The sequence below is a fragment of the Clostridium cochlearium genome, assembly GCF_900187165.1.
In the GTDB taxonomy this organism is placed as follows: domain Bacteria; phylum Bacillota; class Clostridia; order Clostridiales; family Clostridiaceae; genus Clostridium_G; species Clostridium_G cochlearium.
Genome location: NZ_LT906477.1, coordinates 1,935,215 through 1,955,210, shown reverse-complemented (window position 1 = coordinate 1,955,210; position 19,996 = coordinate 1,935,215). Strand labels below are relative to the sequence as shown.

Here is a 19,996-nt window from a genome sequence, read left to right as displayed (position 1 = left end):
AGTTAATAGTGTGTATAAATAAGAGAGTGTAAAAAGATAGTTTTTTCTATCTCTTTACACTCTCTTTTATTAGTGTAAGTTCTTTTGGATAATAAACTTTCTTCTTAGATGTAATAAGTCTAGTAAAAGATGATACCAATATCATCCCAGTAGCTAAAGCTCCTGCAATTGATAATGTAGTAAGACCTATAGATAGAGCTGCATTAATATTGCCAGTAATGCACTCAAACATAGTATAATACATGCCGCTTCCAGGAACTAAAGGTATTAAAGAAGAAGCTAAGAAAACAGTAACAGGAGCTTTGAATTTTCTTGCTACAATTTCAGAATAGGTGGATATAAATATTGTAGCGTTAAAATAACTAAATATTTCTGAGCAATTGTATTTATTAGATATAAGGTATATTGCCCAGCCTAAACCTCCACCTAAAGCTGTGAGAAATAAGTTTTTTCCTTTAACATTAAAAATAATGCCAAAACCAAGAGACGTTAAAAAAGCGTATAAACAATAAATAACCATATACAAAATCACCTCTATAAAAAGTTAATTCCAAATGATAATGTAATTCCAGCACCTATAGCTATAGCAGCAGCGATTAAAAAAGCTTCAGTAAGTTTAGAAAGACCTGATACCAATTCACCAGCTATGATGTCCCGTATAGCATTTGTTATGGAGAGACCAGGAACTAAAGGCATTAAAGAACCTATTATTATTTTGTTCATGCTATTGCCAAATCCAATAGTAGTACTGAAATGTGCAATAAAGGTGGTTAATGATCCACATAATATATTAACAAAAAAAGTATTAGCTTCAATTTGAGATAATCTTAAGGATATAATTTGTAATAGAGCTCCAATAAAAAGGGATACAAAGAAATCTTTAAAATTTCCACCAAAAAACAATGTAAAAAAACCTGCTACTATTGAAAAAGCAAAAATTTGCATAAAATCATTATATTTATTATTAGAATTTATAGTATTTAATGATTCTTCTACTATATTCAAAGGAATATGATCTGTACATATTTTTCGTGAGAGATCATTAACTTTAGAAACTTTATCTAGATCCACTGTTCTACTTTGTATTCTTTTTACTTTAGTTAAAGTTTGTCCATTATCGAATGATACAGAGATGATTATACTAGTAGGTATAACAAAGATATCCGTATTAAATATTTCATAAGAATTGCAGATTAGTTTCATAGTTTCTTCTACACGATATGTTTCAGCTCCGTTTTCAAGCATTATTTGACCTGCATAAGTTACTAAATGAAGAATTTTATCAATGTTCATAAGTTTACCTTCTATTCTAACAAAATATATATTTATGAAATATTATAACATAAATATATAGAAAAATGTAGATTAAAGTAGATAATATTTTGAAATATGCCTAATTTTCATAAGAGACTATAATCATATAGCTTATTTTTGAATATTCGAAAGAGAGAGAAGAAAGTTATTGACGTTTTATTGACGTTAAAAAAGAGATTATTCAAAGTAAAGTAGTAATAAAAACCAAGTTTTGTACAAATATCAATAGTAAAACTAATTTTTAGTAAAGAAAATGTTTTCAATAGAGGAAATAATAAAATTTTTTAAAAATTCAAAATAGACTATTAGTTGACGAATTTGTGATATAATTGAATTAATAAAAGGATGGGAGTGGATAGTTATAAGACTACGATTTGTAAAAATAAACCCAGTGGGAAATATGACCATATTTGTAACAGACCCTGTTCCTAAGGAACTATATAAAGACATTTCAAAACAATTAATGCAATATACCAATATACATGGAGAACAAGTAGGGTTTCTAACTAGTTCTAAGGAAGATGAAAAAATCATAAAATTAGATATGATGGGAGGTGAGTTTTGCGGCAATGCTTCAAGATCATTAGGAGCACTTTTGGTTTATAATAATTATCCATATATAAAACAAAAAGAAAACTTTTATGAAGTTAAACTACAGTGTTCTGGTTATGATAAAGTATTGAATTGCGAAGTCAATCCTACAGATGTATTAAACATTTATTATTCAAAGATAGACATGCCTCTTCCAAACAATATAAAATCAGAAAAATTAGAAAATTATCAAATTTATAAAGTAGAGTTTTCAGGAATATATCACTTTGTAGTTAATAGCAATGAAATTAAAAATGAAGATGAATTTTTTGAACTAATAAAAAATACTATAGAAAAAAATCATCCTGATTATGATGCTTTTGGTATTATGTTCTATAATTTTAGTGAAAATTATTTAAAACCGTTAGTATATGTTAAAGCAACGGACAGTCTATTTTGGGAGGAAAGCTGTGCTTCAGGAACTTCTGCTGTAGTAGCAGCATTAGCTTATAAGAAGAAAGAAGATGTTTCTATAAACATAAGACAACCAGGGGGAGAATTAGAAGCTACTGCTAAATATAGTGGAGAAAAAATAAATAATATAACAATAAAAGGTACAGTGGAAATTGTGGCTGAAGGCATAGTTAATGTAAACTTGTAAATTATCTTATTAAGTTTTAGGGGGAGATAAATATGATATTGTTAAATCCGGTTGTAATATCTGTAATTGTAATGTCAGCTTTATGTTTGATGAAATTAAATGTTCTTTTGGCAATTTTATTAGCGGCTATGACGGCAGGGATAGCTGCAGGCATGCCAATTGGAGAAACTATGTCAACTCTTATAGATGGTATGGGAGGAAACTCAGAAACCGCATTAAGTTATGTATTACTTGGAACTTTTGCTATAGCTATAAGCAAAACAGGATTAGCTACTATATTAGCTAAAAAGATTTCACAGGTGGTAAAGGGAAATAAAATCGCATTTACATTAATAATAGCTTTTGTAGCTTGTTTCTCTCAAAACCTTGTACCTATTCATATAGCATTTATTCCTATATTAATACCACCATTAATTTCTTTAATGAATAAGATGAAACTAGATAGAAGAGCTGTAGCTTGTGCTCTTACTTTTGGACTTAAAGCACCTTATGTAACATTACCAGTAGGTTTTGGACTTATATTCCACAATATTATAAGAGACCAAATGATTCAAAATGGCATTGAAGTTACTACAGGTATGATTTGGAGATCTATGTGGATTGCAGGAGCATCTATGTTAGTTGGATTACTATTAGCTGTACTAATAGCTTATAGAAAACCAAGAGAATATGAAGATATAAAAGTAGAAGGATTTAGTTTAGATGAAGAAGTTGAAATGACAGGTAAACAATGGTTAGCACTTGTAGGTGCAGCAGTGGCTTTTGTTGTGCAACTTAAAACAGGATCATTACCATTGGGAGCTTTATCAGGTTTAATAGCATTAATAGTTACTGGTTCAGTAAAATGGAATGAAATAGATGAAATGATTGATGGCGGACTTAAAATGATGGCATTAGTAGCAATTGTAATGTTAGTAGCAGCAGGATACGGAAATGTTTTAAGAGAAACAGGAGCAGTTGAAGCATTGGTAAGTTCAGCGGCTTCAGTAATAAGCACTAAAGCTACAGGAGCAGTTATTATGTTATTAGTTGGATTGTTAGTAACAATGGGAATAGGAACATCTTTTGGTACAATTCCTATTTTAGCAGCTATATATTGTCCATTAGGATTAGAATTAGGATTTAGCGTTCCAGCTATTATATTACTAATAGGTATAGCTTCAGCATTAGGAGATGCAGGATCACCAGCTTCAGATAGTACATTAGGGCCAACATCAGGACTTAATATAGACGGACAACATGATCATATTTGGGATACTTGCGTACCAACATTTATATTCTATGATATACCTTTATTAATATTTGGTGCAATAGGATCATTAATGTTATAAAATAAAGTAAATGTAGAACAATTTAAGTTAGGAGGCTATAAATATGACTGAAAATAGAGAAATATTACTAACAGGAAACGATTTAACTCTTGAGGAACTTGTATTAGTGGCAAGAGAAGGTTATAAAGTATCTTTAAGTGAAGAAGCTAAAAAAAATGTATTAGAATCAAGAAAAATTATTGATGATATAGTAGAAAATGAAAAGGTTGTATATGGTGTAACTACAGGATTTGGTGAATTCTGTAATGTAAGTATATCAAAAGAAGATTGTAAAACATTACAAGAAAATCTTATTCGTTCACATGCTTGTGGATATGGACCAAAATTTTCTACAGATATAGTAAGAGCTATAATGCTAACAAGAGCAAATGCATTATCTAAAGGATATTCAGGAATAAGAATAGAAACATTAAATACATTAATATCAATGTTAAATGCAGGAGTACATCCACAAATACCTGAAAAGGGTTCACTAGGAGCATCAGGAGACTTAGCACCACTTGCTCACATGGTTTTACCAATGCTTGGACTTGGTGAAGCAGAATATAAAGGTGAAATAATGAGTGGTAAGGAAGCTATGGATAAAGCAGGAGTTCCTGTAATTCAGTTAGATGCAAAAGAAGGATTGGCATTAATAAATGGAACACAAGTATTAACATCAACAGGTGCATTAGCTGTATATGATGCCATAGAATTATTAAAGGTTGGAGATATTGCAGCAGCGCTAACTATGGAAGCATTAAGAGGAATAACAGATGCTTTTGACGCTAGAACTCATGTAATAAGAGCCCATGAAGGACAAATGGCTACAGCAAGAAACATATTAAAATTAGTTGAAGGAAGTACTTATGTAACTAGACAAGCAGAATTAAGAGTACAAGATGCTTATTCATTAAGATGTGTACCTCAAATTCATGGTGCTAGTAAAGACACTATTGACTATGTAAAGAGAAAAGTTGAAATAGAAATAAACTCAGTTACAGATAACCCAATAATAACAAGAGAAGGGGATGTAATATCCGGAGGTAATTTCCACGGAGAGCCAATGGCACAACCATTTGATTTCTTGGGAATAGGAGCAGCAGAAATTGCTAATATATCAGAAAGAAGATTGGAAAGATTAATAAATCATCAATTAAATGATTTACCAGCTTTCTTAGCAAAACATGGTGGATTAAACTCAGGATTTATGATTACTCAATATGCGGCAGCAGCTTTAGTATCAGAAAATAAAATTTTAGCTCACCCAGCATCAGTAGATTCCATCCCATCCTCAGCAAACCAAGAAGACTTAGTAAGTATGGGAACAATAGCAGCAAGAAAAGCAAGAGATATAGTTGACAATGCAAAAAGAGTATTAGCTACAGAAATGATGGCAGCATGTCAAGCAATAGACTTTAGAGCAGATAAAGGATTTGAACTTGGAAAAGGAACTAAAGAAGCTTATAAAGTAATAAGAGAAGCTTTAGATTTTATAGAATATGATACTGATATACAAATGTACAAAGAATTAGATAAAGCTACAGAATTGATAACTAGCGGAAAGTTATTAAAAGCTGTTGAACAAGTAGTAGAATTAGAACATTAAAATAAAAAATAGCTTGTAATTAATAAAAAAATTACAAGCTATTTTTTATTTTTAAAATTAGAATTAATTATCATAAAGCATTCGAATTAATAAAAAATAATATAATAAATTAAGATGAAAGAAGGAGTAGAGGTATTATATATAGAAATTATAGTATCAAGAACTAAAGATAAATCTAAAATAGTACTATAAGATATAAAAAATTGTGGATAATATGTATATAATGTACATATATTCTATTAATAAATGAATAAATAATAAATTTATTTTTTATAAAAATTAATAGGGGGAAAAGTTATGAGTAAATTAAAAGAGAACCTGGTTGTAAAACTTTTAGCTGGCGTTGTAATTGGAATTATAGTAGGATTATTTGCATCAGAAAGTCTTATTGGAATCATAGCTACAATAAAATATATCTTAGGGCAAGTTATATTTTATTGCATACCTTTAGTTATAATAGGATTTATAGCGCCAGCTATAGTTAAAATGAGGTCAAATGCTAGTAAAATGTTAGGGATAACAGTTGTAATTGCTTATTTATCTTCAGTTGGAGCAGCAACATTTTCAGCCATATCAGGATATGCAATAATTCCTAAATTATCAATATCCACAGAAGCAGGAAACTTAAAAGAAATTCCAGAAATAATTTTTAAATTAGATATACCACCAATTATGACTGTTATGACTGCACTAGTTACAGCAATATTAATAGGATTAGCTACAGCTTGGACTAAATCAGACTTAGTTGAAAAGTTGTTAGATCAATTCCAAAATATAATGCTATCTATTGTTTCTAAAGTAGTAATACCAATATTACCTTTCTTTATTGCCACTACTTTTGCAGGACTTGCATATGAAGGTAGTATAACAAAACAGTTACCAGTATTCTTAATAGTTATAGTATTGGTTTTAGTAGGACATTTTATATGGTTAACTCTTCTTTATGGAATTGGGGGAGCCATATCAAAGAAAAATCCTATGGAAGTTGCTAAACATTATGGACCTGCATATTTAACTGCTGTGGGAACTATGTCTAGTGCAGCTACATTGCCAATAGCATTAAAGAGTGCTCATAAATCAAGTGTATTAAAAAAGGAAATAGTAGACTTTGCAATTCCATTATGCTCAACTATACACCTTTGTGGTTCTGTTTTAACTGAAACATTTTTTGTAATGACAGTTTCACAATTAGTATATGGACAATTACCACCTGTAGGAAGTATGATTCAATTTATAGTTTTATTAGGCATATTTGCCATAGGAGCACCTGGAGTACCAGGGGGAACAGTTATGGCATCCTTAGGATTGATTACTGGAGTTCTAGGATTTAGTGATTCAGCAGTGGCATTAGTATTAACTATATTTGCCCTACAAGATAGTTTTGGTACGGCTTGTAATATAACAGGAGATGGAGCTATTGCATTAATGCTTAATGGAATAGTTGAAAAACATCATATAAATATAGAAGAAGATTTAACGGAATAAAATTATATAAAGTAAAGAAATAGAGCTGTGATATCACAGCTCTATTTTTGTTTGCGATATATTCAGAATTTAAAAAACATACTGCAAATTATGCATAGCGGCAAAATTTGCAGGGTAATAATAAAAAAAATAGCGATTAATAGGGGATTTGGTGTTGGCACAAAAAATGCTATGTATATAAGTAAGAAATTATAATCAAATATTGTAAAAATATAAAGGAGGGTTTTTATGAAAACAGAAATTATAGAAGGTATATTAACTTTAAAAATCGATATGGTAACTACTTTAACATTAGCTGTTCTTATGTTCTTTCTAGGAGATTTATTAAAAAAGAAAGTAAGTTTCTTTGAAAGATTTTGTATTCCTGCTCCTGTTATAGGAGGACTCTTATTTTCTATATTTACTTTAATATTAAAACAAACTAATGTAATTGCTATAACTATGGATACTACATTTCAGTCACCTTTTATGTTGGTGTTTTTTACTACTATAGGATTGGGTGGAAGTTTTTCTTTACTTAAAAAAGGTGGAAAACCTTTAATTATTTATTGGGCATTATGTGGTATATTGGCAGTGTCACAAAACTTACTAGGTGTATATATGGCAAAGGTTGTTAATTTACATCCACTATTAGGAATACTTATGGGAGCAGTATCTATGGAAGGTGGACATGGTGCAGCAGCAGCCTTTGGTCCTGAAGTAGAAGGACTAGGAGTAGCAGGAGCTACTACTGTAGCATTAGCAGCAGCAACCTTTGGGTTAATAGCAGGAGGTTTAATTGGAGGACCAATAACTAAGACACTCATAGATAAATATAATTTAAAACCTTCAGAAGAAGAGCAAAAAGAAGATATTTCTTATAGAGAAGTTGCAGGAATAAAAGATAAGGGAAACATAACAGCATATGGATTTCTAATGCATTTAGGAATAATAACTGTATGTATGACATTAGGTTCTATTGTTGGAGGATGGGTAAGAGCAGGTGGATCAGTTTTACCTGGATATGTAGGAGCTATGTTTATAGCAGTTATATTTAGAAATTTAAATGATAAGTTTAATTTTATAAAACTGGATTTTTATACAATAGATTTAATTGGAGATATTTCCTTAAGTATTTTCTTATCTATGGCACTTATGACATTGAAATTATGGGAGTTAGCTAATTTAGCAGGACCTATGTTCGTGGTTTTAATTTCACAAGTTGTATTTATAGCTTTATATACAGTATTTGTAACCTTTAGACTATTGGGAAAAGATTTTGATGCAGCTATAATGTGCGCAGGAATGCTTGGTCATGGTCTTGGAGCTACACCAAATGCTATAGCAAATATGAGCACTGTTTCTGAAAAGTATGGACCATCTACAAAGGCATTTTTAATAGTACCTTTAGTTGGTGCCTTCTTAATAGATTTAATAGGAATACCAAATATTATTTATTTTATCAATGCTTTCAAATAATGAATTTAAAAAATATATTAATGTTTTGGAATTGTTATAAAAATTAGACGATTTGTTGATGGAGTACAAAGTATAATGTTATTAAACAGAAAAAAACTCTAGTTAATATAATACTTGAGTAAAATATAAAATTAATATAAACTTATAAGGAGGAAACATATTATGGCAAGATTAGTTGAATGTGTACCAAATTTTAGTGAGGGAAAAGATAAAAAGATAATTGAAACAATAGTAGATGAAGTTAGAAAAATAGAAAGTGTAAAGCTTTTAGACTATTCATCAGATGAGGATCATAACAGATCAGTAGTTACTATGATAGGAGAACCTGAGGATGTAAAAAAAGCTGTATTAGGATTAGCTAAAAAAGCAATAGAATTAATAGATATGACTAAGCATCATGGAGGACATCCAAGAATGGGAGCGGTAGATGTTATACCTTTTACTCCAGTTTCAGATGTTACTATGGATGAATGTGTAGAACTTGCTAATGAAGTTGGAAAAGAAATAGGAAGTTTAGGAGTACCAGTTTACTTATATGAAGATGCTGCTACAAAACCTGAAAGACAAAACTTAGCAAAAGTTAGAAAGGGACAATATGAAGGATTCTTTGAAAAAATAAAAGAGGCTGAATGGAAACCAGATTATGGTCCACAAGAAATGAATGCAAAGAGTGGATGCACAGCTGTAGGAGCAAGAGTTTCATTAGTAGCATTTAATGTGAACTTAGGAACAGATAATTTAGAAGTAGCCGATGCTATAGCTAAAAAAATAAGATTTATAGGTGGCGGATTAAGATTTGTAAAAGCTATAGGATTAAAATTAGAAGAAAGAAATATAGTACAAGTTTCAATGAACCTTGTAAACTATGAAAAGACAGCAGTATATAGAGCTTTTGAAATGGTAAAAATGGAAGCTAAAAGATATGGAGTACCTGTACTAGGAAGTGAAGTAATAGGAACAGTTCCAATGAAAGCATTATTAGATTGTGCAGAATATTATTTACAAATTGAAAAGTTTGATATAAGTCAAATCTTAGAAAAGAGACTTCTTGATTAATTATAAATTATTTATTAATTATAAACTAAATGTCAATTAAAATATGAGGAGGAACATATATGGAAAAAGTATTATCAGATATAGAAATAGCACAAAAGGCACAAATGAAACCAATAACAGAAGTAGCTGAAGAATACGGAATATCAGAAGAAGAGTTAGAGCTTTATGGTAAATACAAAGCAAAGATATCTTTTGACACTTTTGATAGAGTAGAAAATAATCCAGATGGTAAATTAGTTTTAATTACAGCAATATCTCCAACACCAGCAGGTGAAGGTAAATCAACTACTTCAATTGGGTTAGGACAGGCGTTAAATAAATTAGGAAAGAAGACTTTTATTGCGTTGAGAGAACCTTCATTAGGACCAGTTTTTGGAGTCAAAGGAGGAGCAGCAGGTGGTGGATATGCACAAGTTGTTCCAATGGAAGATATAAATTTACATTTTACTGGAGATATGCATGCTATAGGTGTAGCTAATAATCTATTATCAGCTGCTATAGATAATCATATTCACCAAGGAAATGCTCTTAAAATAGACTCTAGAGAAATTGTTTGGAAAAGAGTCGTAGATATGAATGATAGAGCATTGAGAAATGTAGTTGTAGGAATTGGTGGAAAAGCTTGTGGATTTACAAGACAAGATGGATTTATGATAACAGTTGCATCAGAAGTTATGGCTATACTTTGCTTAGCTAAAGACCTTATGGATTTAAAAGAAAGATTAGGAAATATAATAGTTGCTTATAGTTTAGAAGGAAAGCCAGTAACAGCTAGAGATTTAAAAGTAAATGGTGCTATGGCTATGCTTTTAAAAGATGCTATAAAACCAAATCTTGTTCAAACTCTTGAAAATACACCAGCTCTTATTCATGGTGGACCATTTGCTAATATAGCTCATGGATGTAACTCATTAATAGCTACTAGACTTGGATTAAAATTAGGGGACATTGTTGTAACAGAAGCAGGATTTGGAGCTGACCTTGGAGCAGAAAAATTCTTTGATATAAAATGTAGATATGGAAACTTAAAACCAGATGCAGTTGTTATAGTAGCAACAATAAGAGCTTTAAAGATGCATGGTGGAGTTAAGAAAACTGAACTTGGAGCTGAAAATGTAGAAGCTTTAGATAAAGGATTTGCTAACTTAGAAAGACATATTAATAATATGAGAAAATTTGGATTACCAGTAATGGTTGCGGTTAATAGATTTGTTAACGATACTGAAGCTGAAATAGATTTATTAATTAAGAAATGTAAAGAGTTAGGTGTAGAAGTATCCTTAAATGAAGTTTGGGCTAAAGGTGGAGAAGGTGGACTTGATACAGCTAAAAAATTAGTGGAAATTCTTGAAAATGAAAAAGCTGACTTTAAACCACTTTATGATGTAGAATCTTCGATTATTGAAAAATTAAATACTATAGTTAAAGAAATGTATGGTGCAGATGGAATTGTAGTAGAAAAATCAGCTATGAAACAAATTAAAAAGCTTGAAGAAATTGGTCTTGATAAATTACCAATATGTATGGCTAAAACCCAATTCTCATTTTCAGATGATCCAACATTAATGGGAGCTCCTAAAGGATTTAATATTACTATTAAAAATGTTAGAGTTTCAGCAGGTGCAGGATTTATAGTATGCGAAACAGGAAATATAATGGTAATGCCAGGACTTCCAAAAGTTCCAGCAGCAGAAAAAATGGATGTTGATGAAAACGGAAATATATCAGGATTATTCTAATATAAATTAACTAAATATATCACAGTTTCTTATTAAAATTAGAAACTGTGATATAAAATTGTTATTGTGTTTTTAGTAAGAAGAGGGGGATTTAAATTATGTTAAAAGATATGACTATAAAAGAATTTATATATGAAACTGCATCAGATTCACCAGCACCAGGTGGTGGAAGTATAGCAGCATTAAGTGCAGCATCAGCAGCAGCTCTAATCGAAATGGTTGCTAATTTAACTATAGGAAAAAAAGGATATGAAGAAGTAGAAGAAGAAATGAAGGAACTTAAAGGTGTAGCAGCAGAATACAAAGAAAAATTTATAAACTACATTGATGAAGATTCAGATTCATTTAATAAAATAATGGATGCATTTAAAATGCCTAAAAATACTGAAGAAGAAAAGAAAGCTAGAACAAAGGTTATCCAAGAAGGATTTAAAGGAGCTGCTACAGTACCTTTAAATGTAGCTAAAGATGCTTTCGAATTACTTGCTTTAGCAGAAAAAGTTATAGAAAAAGGAAATCAAAATGCTGTTACAGATGGTGCAGTTGCAGCAATGTCAGCAAGAACAGCAGTTCATTCAGCTTTATACAATGTAAAAATCAATTTAGGATCAATAAAAGATGAGGAATTTGTAAATACTACTAAAAAGAAAATTGAAGAATTAGAATCAAATGTTAACAAAATAGAAGAAGAAATTTTAAATAAAGTAGAACTTTAATTATATATCTTTTGTTACTATTGACAGTTTTAAAAATTAAGTTATAATAAATGTTATCATTAAATAATAAAAGCTGTGAAAAAGAGGATTAGAGAATAACTATCACTAAGAGAGGAAAGTTCATAGGCTGAAAGACTTTCTGTGAAAAGGTTCTTGAAGGTAGCTTTGGAGCTTCCTTACTGAATTTTTAGTAAGTAGGGACGGTGAAAAACATCGTTAAATTTATTAAGAGTCTGTACTTAAAAGTACAGGAAAAAAGGTGGTAACGCGCACTGTCGTCCTTTAAATTTAAAGGACAACAGTGCTTTTTTTATATAAAGAATCATTTTAAACTGTTAGTAGTATAAAAGAATATATAGGAGGAGATACAAATGAATGACAATATAAATATTGCTAAAACGTATGATCCAAAAGAGTTTGAAGAAAGAATATACAAAATGTGGGAAGAAGGGAAATACTTTACTCCAGAGGTGGATAAAGATAAAAAGCCATACACTATAGTTATGCCACCTCCAAATATAACAGGAAAATTACACTTAGGTCACGCATTAGATAATAGTATGCAAGACTTTTTAATAAGGGTTAAAAGGATGCAAGGCTATAGTACTCTTTGGCTTCCAGGTCAAGACCATGCAAGTATTGCAACAGAAGTAAAGGTTGAAAATGAATTATTAAAAACTGGTCTTAAGAAAAAAGAAATGGGAAGAGAAGCTTTTCTTGAAAAAGTATGGGAATGGTCAGATGAATATAGAGAAAGAATAAGAACCCAATTAAAGAAAATGGGTGTTTCAGCAGATTTTACTCGTGAAAGTTTTACTATGGATGAAAATTTAGATAAGGCTGTAAGAGCGGTTTTTGTAAAATTATATGAAGAAGGATTAATATATAGAGGAAATAGAATAGTTAATTGGTGTCCAAAATGCATGACTGCATTATCAGATGCAGAAATAGAATATGAAGAGCAAAATGGACATTTTTGGCATATAAAATATCCAGTAGTAGGTTCTGATGAATTCTTAGAAATAGCTACTACAAGACCTGAAACTATGCTTGGAGATACTGCAGTAGCTGTTAACCCTGAAGATGAAAGATATGCTCATTTAGTAGGTAAAAAACTTATATTACCATTAGTTAATAGGGAAATTCCTATAGTTGCAGATGATTATGTAGATGTTGAATTTGGTACAGGAGCAGTTAAAATAACACCGGCACATGATCCTAATGATTATCAAGTAGGAAAGAGACATAACCTTCCAGAAATAATAATTATGAATGAAAATGGAACTATTAATGACTTAGGTGGAAAATATGCTGGTATGGATAGATACGAAGCTAGAAAAGCTATAGTTGAAGACTTAAAAGCCGAAGGATATTTAGTAAAAATAAAAGAACACGTTCATAATGTAAGTTGCCACGATAGATGTGGAACAATAATTGAACCTATGATATCAAAACAGTGGTATGTAAAGATGGAAAGTCTTGCAAAACCAGCTATAGATGCTGTAAGAAATAAGGATATAGAATTTGTTCCTGAAAGATTTGATAAAATATATTTTAACTGGATGGAAAACATACAGGATTGGTGCATATCAAGACAATTATGGTGGGGACATAGAATACCTGTATGGTATTGTAAAGATTGTGGAGAAATGATAGTTTCTACAGAAGATCTAACTAAATGTAGCAAGTGTGGAAGTTCTAATTTAAAACAAGATGATGATGTATTAGATACTTGGTTTAGTTCAGCACTATGGCCTTTTTCAACCCTTGGATGGCCTGATAAAACAGATGATTTAGAGTATTTTTACCCAACAGATGTTTTAGTAACAGGATATGATATAATTTTCTTCTGGGTTGCTAGAATGATATTTTCAGGTCTTCATAGCATGAAGGATATTCCATTTAAAACAGTACTTATACATGGAATAGTAAGGGATTCAGAAGGTAAAAAAATGTCAAAATCCTTAGGAAATGGGGTAGACCCTCTTGATATTATAGATAAGTATGGAGCAGATGCTTTAAGGTTTATGCTAATTACAGGAAATGCTCCAGGAAATGATATTAGATTTTACGAAGAGAGAGTAGAATCAGCTAGAAACTTTGCAAATAAGATTTGGAATGCTTCTAGATATGTTATGATGAATTTAGATAAGGATCTGATGGAAAAATATAAAGATTGTAAAGATTATAATATTGCAGATAAATGGATATTATCAAGAATAAATGAAGTAACTAAAGAAGTAACAGATAACATAGATAAATTTGAATTAGGAATGGCGTCTCAAAAGATTTATGAATTCATGTGGAATGAATTTTGTGATTGGTATATAGAGTTATCAAAACCTGTATTATATGGAGAAGATGAAAAGGCAAAGGGAGTTACATTTAATGTTTTATTTAATGTTTTAACTACAGGACTTAAGTTATTACATCCTATAATGCCATTTATAACTGAAGAAATATACACTCATATTCAAGATAAAGAAGAGACTATAACTACTTCAAAATGGCCTAAATATAAGGAAGAACTAAGAGATAAATCTGCAGAAGAAAACATGAATTATATAATAGAAGCTATAAAATCCTTAAGAAATGTAAGAACAGAAATGAATGTACCTCCTTCAAGAAAAGCAAAAGTTATGATTTATGCTGTTGAAGGTAAAAAAGCTTTTGAAGAAGGAACTGTTTATTTTGAAAAATTAGCTTCAGCTAGTGAAGTGATATTTTTAAATTCTAAAAATGATGCACCAGAAAATGCAGTATCAGCAGTAACAAAAGGTGGCGAAATGTTTATGCCATTACTTGATTTAGTTGATTTAGAAAAAGAATTAGAAAGATTAAATAAAGAAAAACAAAAACTAGAAAAAGAGATAGAAAGAGTTGAAAAGAAACTTTCAAATGCTAATTTTGTAAATAAAGCTCCAGAAGCTGTTGTCAATGAAGAAAAAGCCAAAGGTGAAAAATACAAAGAAATGTTAGATGCTGTATTGGAAAGAATTCAATCTTTAAAATAAAATTTAGAATATGCTACAGTAATAAGCTGTAGCATATTTTAAAAGTTTAAAAAAAGTAGGTGGTATTTTGAATTATACTGAAGCCATAGAATATATACAGAATACAAGTAAATATGGTAACAATACTGGAACTAAACGAGTTGAAAAAATATTAGATATATTAGGTAATCCACATAAAGATTTAAAATGTATACATATAGCTGGAACTAATGGAAAAGGTTCTATAACATCTATGATTACGTCTATACTAATAGAATCAGGATATAGAGTAGGTATGTATACATCACCTTATATAGAGGATTTTGAAGAAAGAATTCAAATAAATAGAGAGAATATTTCAAAAGATGATTTAGCATATTATACTACTATAGTATCTGAAGCTATAGAAAAAGTAGTTTCAATGGGGTGGGGATATCCAACAGAATTTGAAACAATAACTTGTATTATGTTTTTATATTATAGCAAAAAACAAATAGACTATGCTGTAATTGAAGTTGGATTAGGTGGTAAATCCGATTCTACAAATGTTATAAAACCTTTAGTCAGTATTATAACATCAATAAGTTATGACCATGTAAGTATTTTAGGAAATACAATAGAGGAAATAGCTAGTGAAAAAGCTGGAATAATAAAGGAGAATGTGCCAGTTATATTGTATCCTCAACAACAAGGAGCCTACAAAGTTATAGAAAAAACTTGTAAGGAAAAAGGTAGTAAATTAATACAAATAGATGAAAATTTAATATATCATATTCCCAATGAAGATTTTAATAAGTCTTATCAGCTGTTACAGATAAAAACCAATAAAGATGAATATAAAGTACAGTTATCTTTACTTGGAAGTCACCAAAGGATGAATTGTGCAGTGGCTATTTATACCATAGAAGAACTGATGGATAGAGGAATAAAAATAACAAAAGAAGATATTTTACGAGGACTAAGCAATGTAAAATGGCCAGGAAGACTTGAAATGTTAAAGAGTAACCCGCTAGTGGTATTAGATGGTGCACATAATTTAGATGGTATAACAAAGCTTAAAGAAAGTGTAGAGCATTATTTTAGATATAAAAAATTAGTTTTAATAATTGGTATATTATCAGATAAAGATGTGGAAAAAATGATAGAAATTATTACCCCTATGGCAGATAAAATTATTGCAGTTACACCTAACAGTTATAGAGGGAAAACAGCTCAAGAATTAATAAAAATAATAGAAAAGCATAATAAGAACTGCGAAGCTTTAGATGAGTATAAGGAAGCTTATATTAAAGCTTTAGATTACTGTGACAATGAAGATATGATTTTAATATGTGGTTCCTTATATATGATTGGAGATATGAGAAAGATAATAAGAAATATTTAAAAATAAAAGGTTACTCAATTTATAAAAAGAGTAACCTTTTATTTTTAAGATAGAGCTTGTCTTATAGCTTTAGCCAATTGATCTGGACAAGAAGTTTCTTTACGTCCACATTTAATTCCGCTAAGTCTTTTTATAGCGTCATCAGGTTCCATACCTTCTATTAATTTAGAAAGTCCTTTTAAATTTCCATCGCATCCACCTAAAAATTCTACATTTCTAATGGTATTATCTTTTATATCAAAGGTGATTTTCCTTGAACAAACTCCTTTAGTTTCATAAGTAAACATTTGTGTCCCTCCTTAGAATTCATATAAATGATTATATATCATAAAGAAATTTTACACAATAAATTATTTATATAATCTCATTTTCAAAATCATTTACATATTATATGAGTGAATTCGGAAACTAATTTCCAATTGGCTCCAAAATGGCTTTAATATTATTTTAGTGCGGAGCATTTGTTATATTACTGTTTTTATTTAACTTTATTTTAAAAAAGAGTATAGCAAAGCTAACTCACCGATAGGTGAATTTTCTTAAAATTTAACAATTATCTAGACTAGCATGCTTTGTTTGCAGTTAATTTTATAATGTCTAATAGGTTAGTTTTAGAAACAGATAGTTGAGCATCCAAATGAATATTGATGCTATGGATTAATGTCCACCAAGACCAACGTTTTTTACCACGGCAGTGGGTTTGTTCCATGTTGTAGTCTTCAAGTATTCTTTTATTTACTCGCTCTGAAGAAGTTCTCTTTTTCATTATTTGTTTCCAAAGGTCAGAGTTTCTAGGTATAGCAGTAAATAAACGTAAGTCATCACTTGGCTTTACGTATATTACACGGCCGTAGGCACTAGGAGAACATTCTTCCTTATGAGGACATTCTTTAATTTTACCTTTTACTAAAGGACATCTATATTTAATTCTACTTCTGCCTTTATCGTACCAATCATATACCATTGGTTGGTTGCATTTGCAGATGGGAATACCGTCCTTAGTATATCCAATTGGTGGTTCATATTTATTTTTACCTTCACCCTTTGGATTAAGGGATATAACAGCTTTTATATTCCATTCATTAAGAAGCTTATACGTAGGATAGTTATCATGAGCAGCATCTGCGATGAACTTATCAAAGTTAAATTGAGGATACATCTTTCTAACTTCTGAAAGTGCAAAAATTGCAGTAACACCATCATAACGCTGCGCTTGTACCATCCTAAAATATATAGGAAGATCCTTTTTAAGTTTAGGATTATAGACACTAAGAAAATATAGGCAATGACCATAATACCATTTTTCGTGGTAACTGTCCCAACCGCGTCTAGCGTCAGGGTCAGAGAATCTTCTATTACATTTGCAGTTAAAAATACCTTTTTTAATGCAATCACAGGTCTTAATGCCTAATGAGCTACCGCCAGTTTCAAGACAGGTACCATCTCCTGATATATCAAGTTTTTGAGTATTACCAAGGAGACCGAGTTTAGCGGAAGGCTCAATAGCTAACTTAGCAAAAATTTGTTGAAATAGCTTTTCAGGGCGAGTTTCGACAGTTCGTCCTTTAAGAGCCTGTTCAACTAAATTTTTAATAACACCAGGATGTTTTGGTGGTAGTTTTTCATTCTTGCCAAGTTTTTTGTGGGGCTTGGAAGTAAAAGAATGAAGTGAGTCCTTGGCTGATTTTTCAGCCTTAGGGCTCATACCCCAAAATCTCGATATGAAATCATAATGAGTACCTAATCCTGGTACATTAGATTTTTCAACACCAATGATGGTGCAAAGTATATCATGTGCACGTAAGTGCTTAATCCATTTTTGTAGACTATGAAAACCTAAGTCAGACATTAATATAAATGATCTGAAGAGTTCCGGTTGCTGGTTTGAAGGTTTACCAGTTAGAGAATATGTTTCTCTAATTAATGGTTTTATATCATCAAGATTTAAATTATATAGTTTTTCAATACTTGATGAGTAGTATTCCACGATAGTGGGATCAGTTTTATAAAGTTCACTAATGCTTGACAAAAGAAGACTTTGGTAATCACAATGGCTACGCCAATAACCTAACATAAAAAATCACCTCGCAATATTTTGTAAATAGTTTCTATAGTGCGAGGCTACAAATTTTACAAACTTTGTCAAGTGATTTTGGAAAAAATATAAGTTTTTTTGATATTTTGTTTAAAATTCTGGGGGGAAGTTAAAATTGACACCCTTCGGGATTAAGATAAATGGAGGCCTAAGGGTTTCCGAATATATTTTATATTTTTGAGGAGGGAATTACTATGAAATATCTATTTATATGCAATACTTCATCAGATTGTATTTCAAAAGTGAATTTGGAGAACTTTAAGGAAGAAAGAAAAATAGATCTAAATAGTTCAAATTATAGAAGAATAGGTCCTCATGGCATATGTAAATATAAAGACAAACTAATAACGGCCAATAGCTATGGAAATGGTATTTCAATTGTAGACATAAAGGAAAATAATGAAGTTAATGATCATTTTATAGGCATGCATTGTAATGATGTAATAGTGCATAAAGATAATGCTTATATAATTTGTGGAGAATCCAATAATGTAGTCATATTTGATTTAATAAAAGGCAGATTATTAGAGGAGATACCTTGTGGAAATCTACCTCATAGTATAGCTATAAATAAGGAAAAAGAAATAATTTTAATAAGTAACATGAAAAATGATAGTCTAACTTTAATAGATTTAAATAATAGTAGTAGTAAGACAATAAGAGTTGGAGCTTATCCAACAAAATCTATATTTAGCTTTGATGGCAATTATATTTTTGTATGTGAAAGCAATTTAGGTTGTGATGCAAAGGGGAGTATAGCTATTATATCATTAAAAAATTTAAGTGTTTTAAATAGAATAAAAGTTGGAAATTCACCTGTAGATATGTATTATGATGGGAGATATTCATATGTATCAAATTTTGGAGATGGAACTATAAGTATAGTTGATACAAGTCGTTATAAGGAAGTAAAAAGACTAATTGTAGGTGGAATGCCCAGAGGAATAGTAAAATTAGATAAAAAAATATATGTGGGAGATAATTATAATAATTTGCTAATAGAATATAATTTAGGGGAAAATATAAAAAAAACCATACCAATAGGTGGAGAACCTACGGGCATGGTTTTAATCTAATAGAGTATTTAAAATTTCTGTATACATTTTAGAAGAAGTTTTTTTCCACTTTTCACAAAGTTCTTTAGCTTTATCCTTTGAATCTACAGTAAGTTTTATGTCTATTAAATTAATTTCATCTTTACTTAGTTTTAATGTTACAACAAATTTATTTTTATAGGCTATAGTATAATCAGAAATTACACTTATGTCTTTTTTTATATTGTTCATTTGTTTTTCTAAATAATCATCTATTGTTTCTATTTTTTCTTGAGAAACTCTATTTATAAATAGAGAAAGAACCTTTTTACCTTTAGAGGTTATTTTTAATTTATGTTTATTACCATCTTCTATAGTTTTTAAAAAATTAGAAGATATGAGTTCAAATAGATATTGCTGTAACGTAAAATAATTAATAAAATTATTTTCCAATATTATATCTGTTACTTGACTATTTGATATGGGAAGATTTATTTTATCAATTATATAAAGTAGAAGTAGTTTATTTTCTGCTAGTTCTAAAGTATCTTCAAACATTTTATATCCTCTCCAAATTAAAAATTATTCTGATAATACTATATATTATTATA

The 19,996-nt window shown here is 30.0% G+C and carries 16 protein-coding genes and 1 other annotated feature; of the genes, 11 read left to right on the top strand and 5 right to left on the bottom strand.

The features are described from left to right. Positions 1–46: 46 nt before the first annotated feature. Positions 47–520 carry a threonine/serine exporter family protein gene (locus tag CKV72_RS09595; RefSeq protein WP_095178148.1) on the bottom strand — a complete coding sequence of 158 codons (474 nt, stop codon included), beginning with the start codon at positions 518–520 and terminating at the stop codon, positions 47–49. 14 nt (positions 521–534) lie between these two features. After that, a complete protein-coding gene (locus tag CKV72_RS09590; protein WP_095178147.1) occupies positions 535–1,293 on the bottom strand; it encodes a threonine/serine exporter family protein in 759 nt (252 codons plus the stop codon). Positions 1,294–1,714: 421 nt separating this feature from the next. On the opposite strand from CKV72_RS09590, the gene CKV72_RS09585 reads away from it, so the two are divergent. From CKV72_RS09585 to CKV72_RS09540, 10 genes are all read left to right on the top strand, one after another. Continuing rightward, complete coding sequence (locus CKV72_RS09585; protein WP_242955765.1) at positions 1,715–2,506, top strand: histidine racemase CntK family protein; 792 nt, start codon at positions 1,715–1,717, stop codon at positions 2,504–2,506. A 32-nt stretch (positions 2,507–2,538) separates the two neighbouring features. Beyond that, positions 2,539–3,837 carry a Na+/H+ antiporter family protein gene (locus CKV72_RS09580; RefSeq protein ID WP_095178145.1) on the top strand — a complete coding sequence of 433 codons (1,299 nt, stop codon included), beginning with the start codon at positions 2,539–2,541 and terminating at the stop codon, positions 3,835–3,837. A gap of 43 nt (positions 3,838–3,880) precedes the next feature. Continuing rightward, positions 3,881–5,425, top strand: coding sequence for a histidine ammonia-lyase (hutH, locus tag CKV72_RS09575; protein WP_095178144.1), 1,545 nt, complete (start codon positions 3,881–3,883; stop codon positions 5,423–5,425). 297 nt (positions 5,426–5,722) lie between these two features. Further along, complete coding sequence (locus CKV72_RS09570) at positions 5,723–6,910, top strand: dicarboxylate/amino acid:cation symporter (protein ID WP_095178143.1); 1,188 nt, start codon at positions 5,723–5,725, stop codon at positions 6,908–6,910. A gap of 228 nt (positions 6,911–7,138) precedes the next feature. Continuing rightward, complete coding sequence (gene gltS / locus CKV72_RS09565; protein WP_095178142.1) at positions 7,139–8,368, top strand: sodium/glutamate symporter; 1,230 nt, start codon at positions 7,139–7,141, stop codon at positions 8,366–8,368. 162 nt (positions 8,369–8,530) lie between these two features. Beyond that, complete coding sequence (ftcD, locus tag CKV72_RS09560) at positions 8,531–9,424, top strand: glutamate formimidoyltransferase (RefSeq protein ID WP_095178141.1); 894 nt, start codon at positions 8,531–8,533, stop codon at positions 9,422–9,424. A 59-nt stretch (positions 9,425–9,483) separates the two neighbouring features. Beyond that, positions 9,484–11,163: a formate--tetrahydrofolate ligase gene (locus CKV72_RS09555; RefSeq protein ID WP_095178140.1), complete on the top strand. Its 1,680-nt coding sequence runs from the start codon at positions 9,484–9,486 to the stop codon at positions 11,161–11,163. Between the two features lie 98 nt (positions 11,164–11,261). Beyond that, a complete protein-coding gene (locus CKV72_RS09550; RefSeq protein WP_089863644.1) occupies positions 11,262–11,879 on the top strand; it encodes a cyclodeaminase/cyclohydrolase family protein in 618 nt (205 codons plus the stop codon). Positions 11,880–11,945: 66 nt separating this feature from the next. Beyond that, positions 11,946–12,165, top strand: a binding site (T-box leader). An 85-nt stretch (positions 12,166–12,250) separates the two neighbouring features. Further along, entirely contained in the window at positions 12,251–14,893 is a 2,643-nt protein-coding gene (locus CKV72_RS09545; protein ID WP_089863646.1) for a valine--tRNA ligase, read from the top strand. 67 nt (positions 14,894–14,960) lie between these two features. After that, positions 14,961–16,256, top strand: coding sequence for a bifunctional folylpolyglutamate synthase/dihydrofolate synthase (locus tag CKV72_RS09540; protein WP_089863649.1), 1,296 nt, complete (start codon positions 14,961–14,963; stop codon positions 16,254–16,256). 44 nt (positions 16,257–16,300) lie between these two features. On the opposite strand, the gene CKV72_RS09535 is transcribed toward CKV72_RS09540, so the two are convergent. Beyond that, entirely contained in the window at positions 16,301–16,543 is a 243-nt protein-coding gene (locus CKV72_RS09535; RefSeq protein WP_089863651.1) for a TIGR03905 family TSCPD domain-containing protein, read from the bottom strand. Between the two features lie 275 nt (positions 16,544–16,818). Further along, entirely contained in the window at positions 16,819–18,330 is a 1,512-nt protein-coding gene (locus CKV72_RS09530; RefSeq protein WP_095177509.1) for a transposase, read from the bottom strand. Positions 18,331–18,545: 215 nt separating this feature from the next. Between CKV72_RS09530 and CKV72_RS09525 the strand changes: the two genes are divergently transcribed. After that, positions 18,546–19,427 (top strand): YncE family protein, encoded by an 882-nt coding sequence (locus tag CKV72_RS09525; RefSeq protein ID WP_089863653.1) that lies wholly within the window; start codon positions 18,546–18,548, stop codon positions 19,425–19,427. Here CKV72_RS09525 and CKV72_RS09520 read toward each other — a convergent pair. Beyond that, positions 19,419–19,943, bottom strand: a complete 525-nt coding sequence (locus CKV72_RS09520; RefSeq protein ID WP_089863655.1) for a DUF4364 family protein — start codon at positions 19,941–19,943, stop codon at positions 19,419–19,421. The two genes, CKV72_RS09525 and CKV72_RS09520, sit on opposite strands and share 9 nt — an antisense overlap. Between the last annotated feature and the right edge of the window lie 53 nt (positions 19,944–19,996).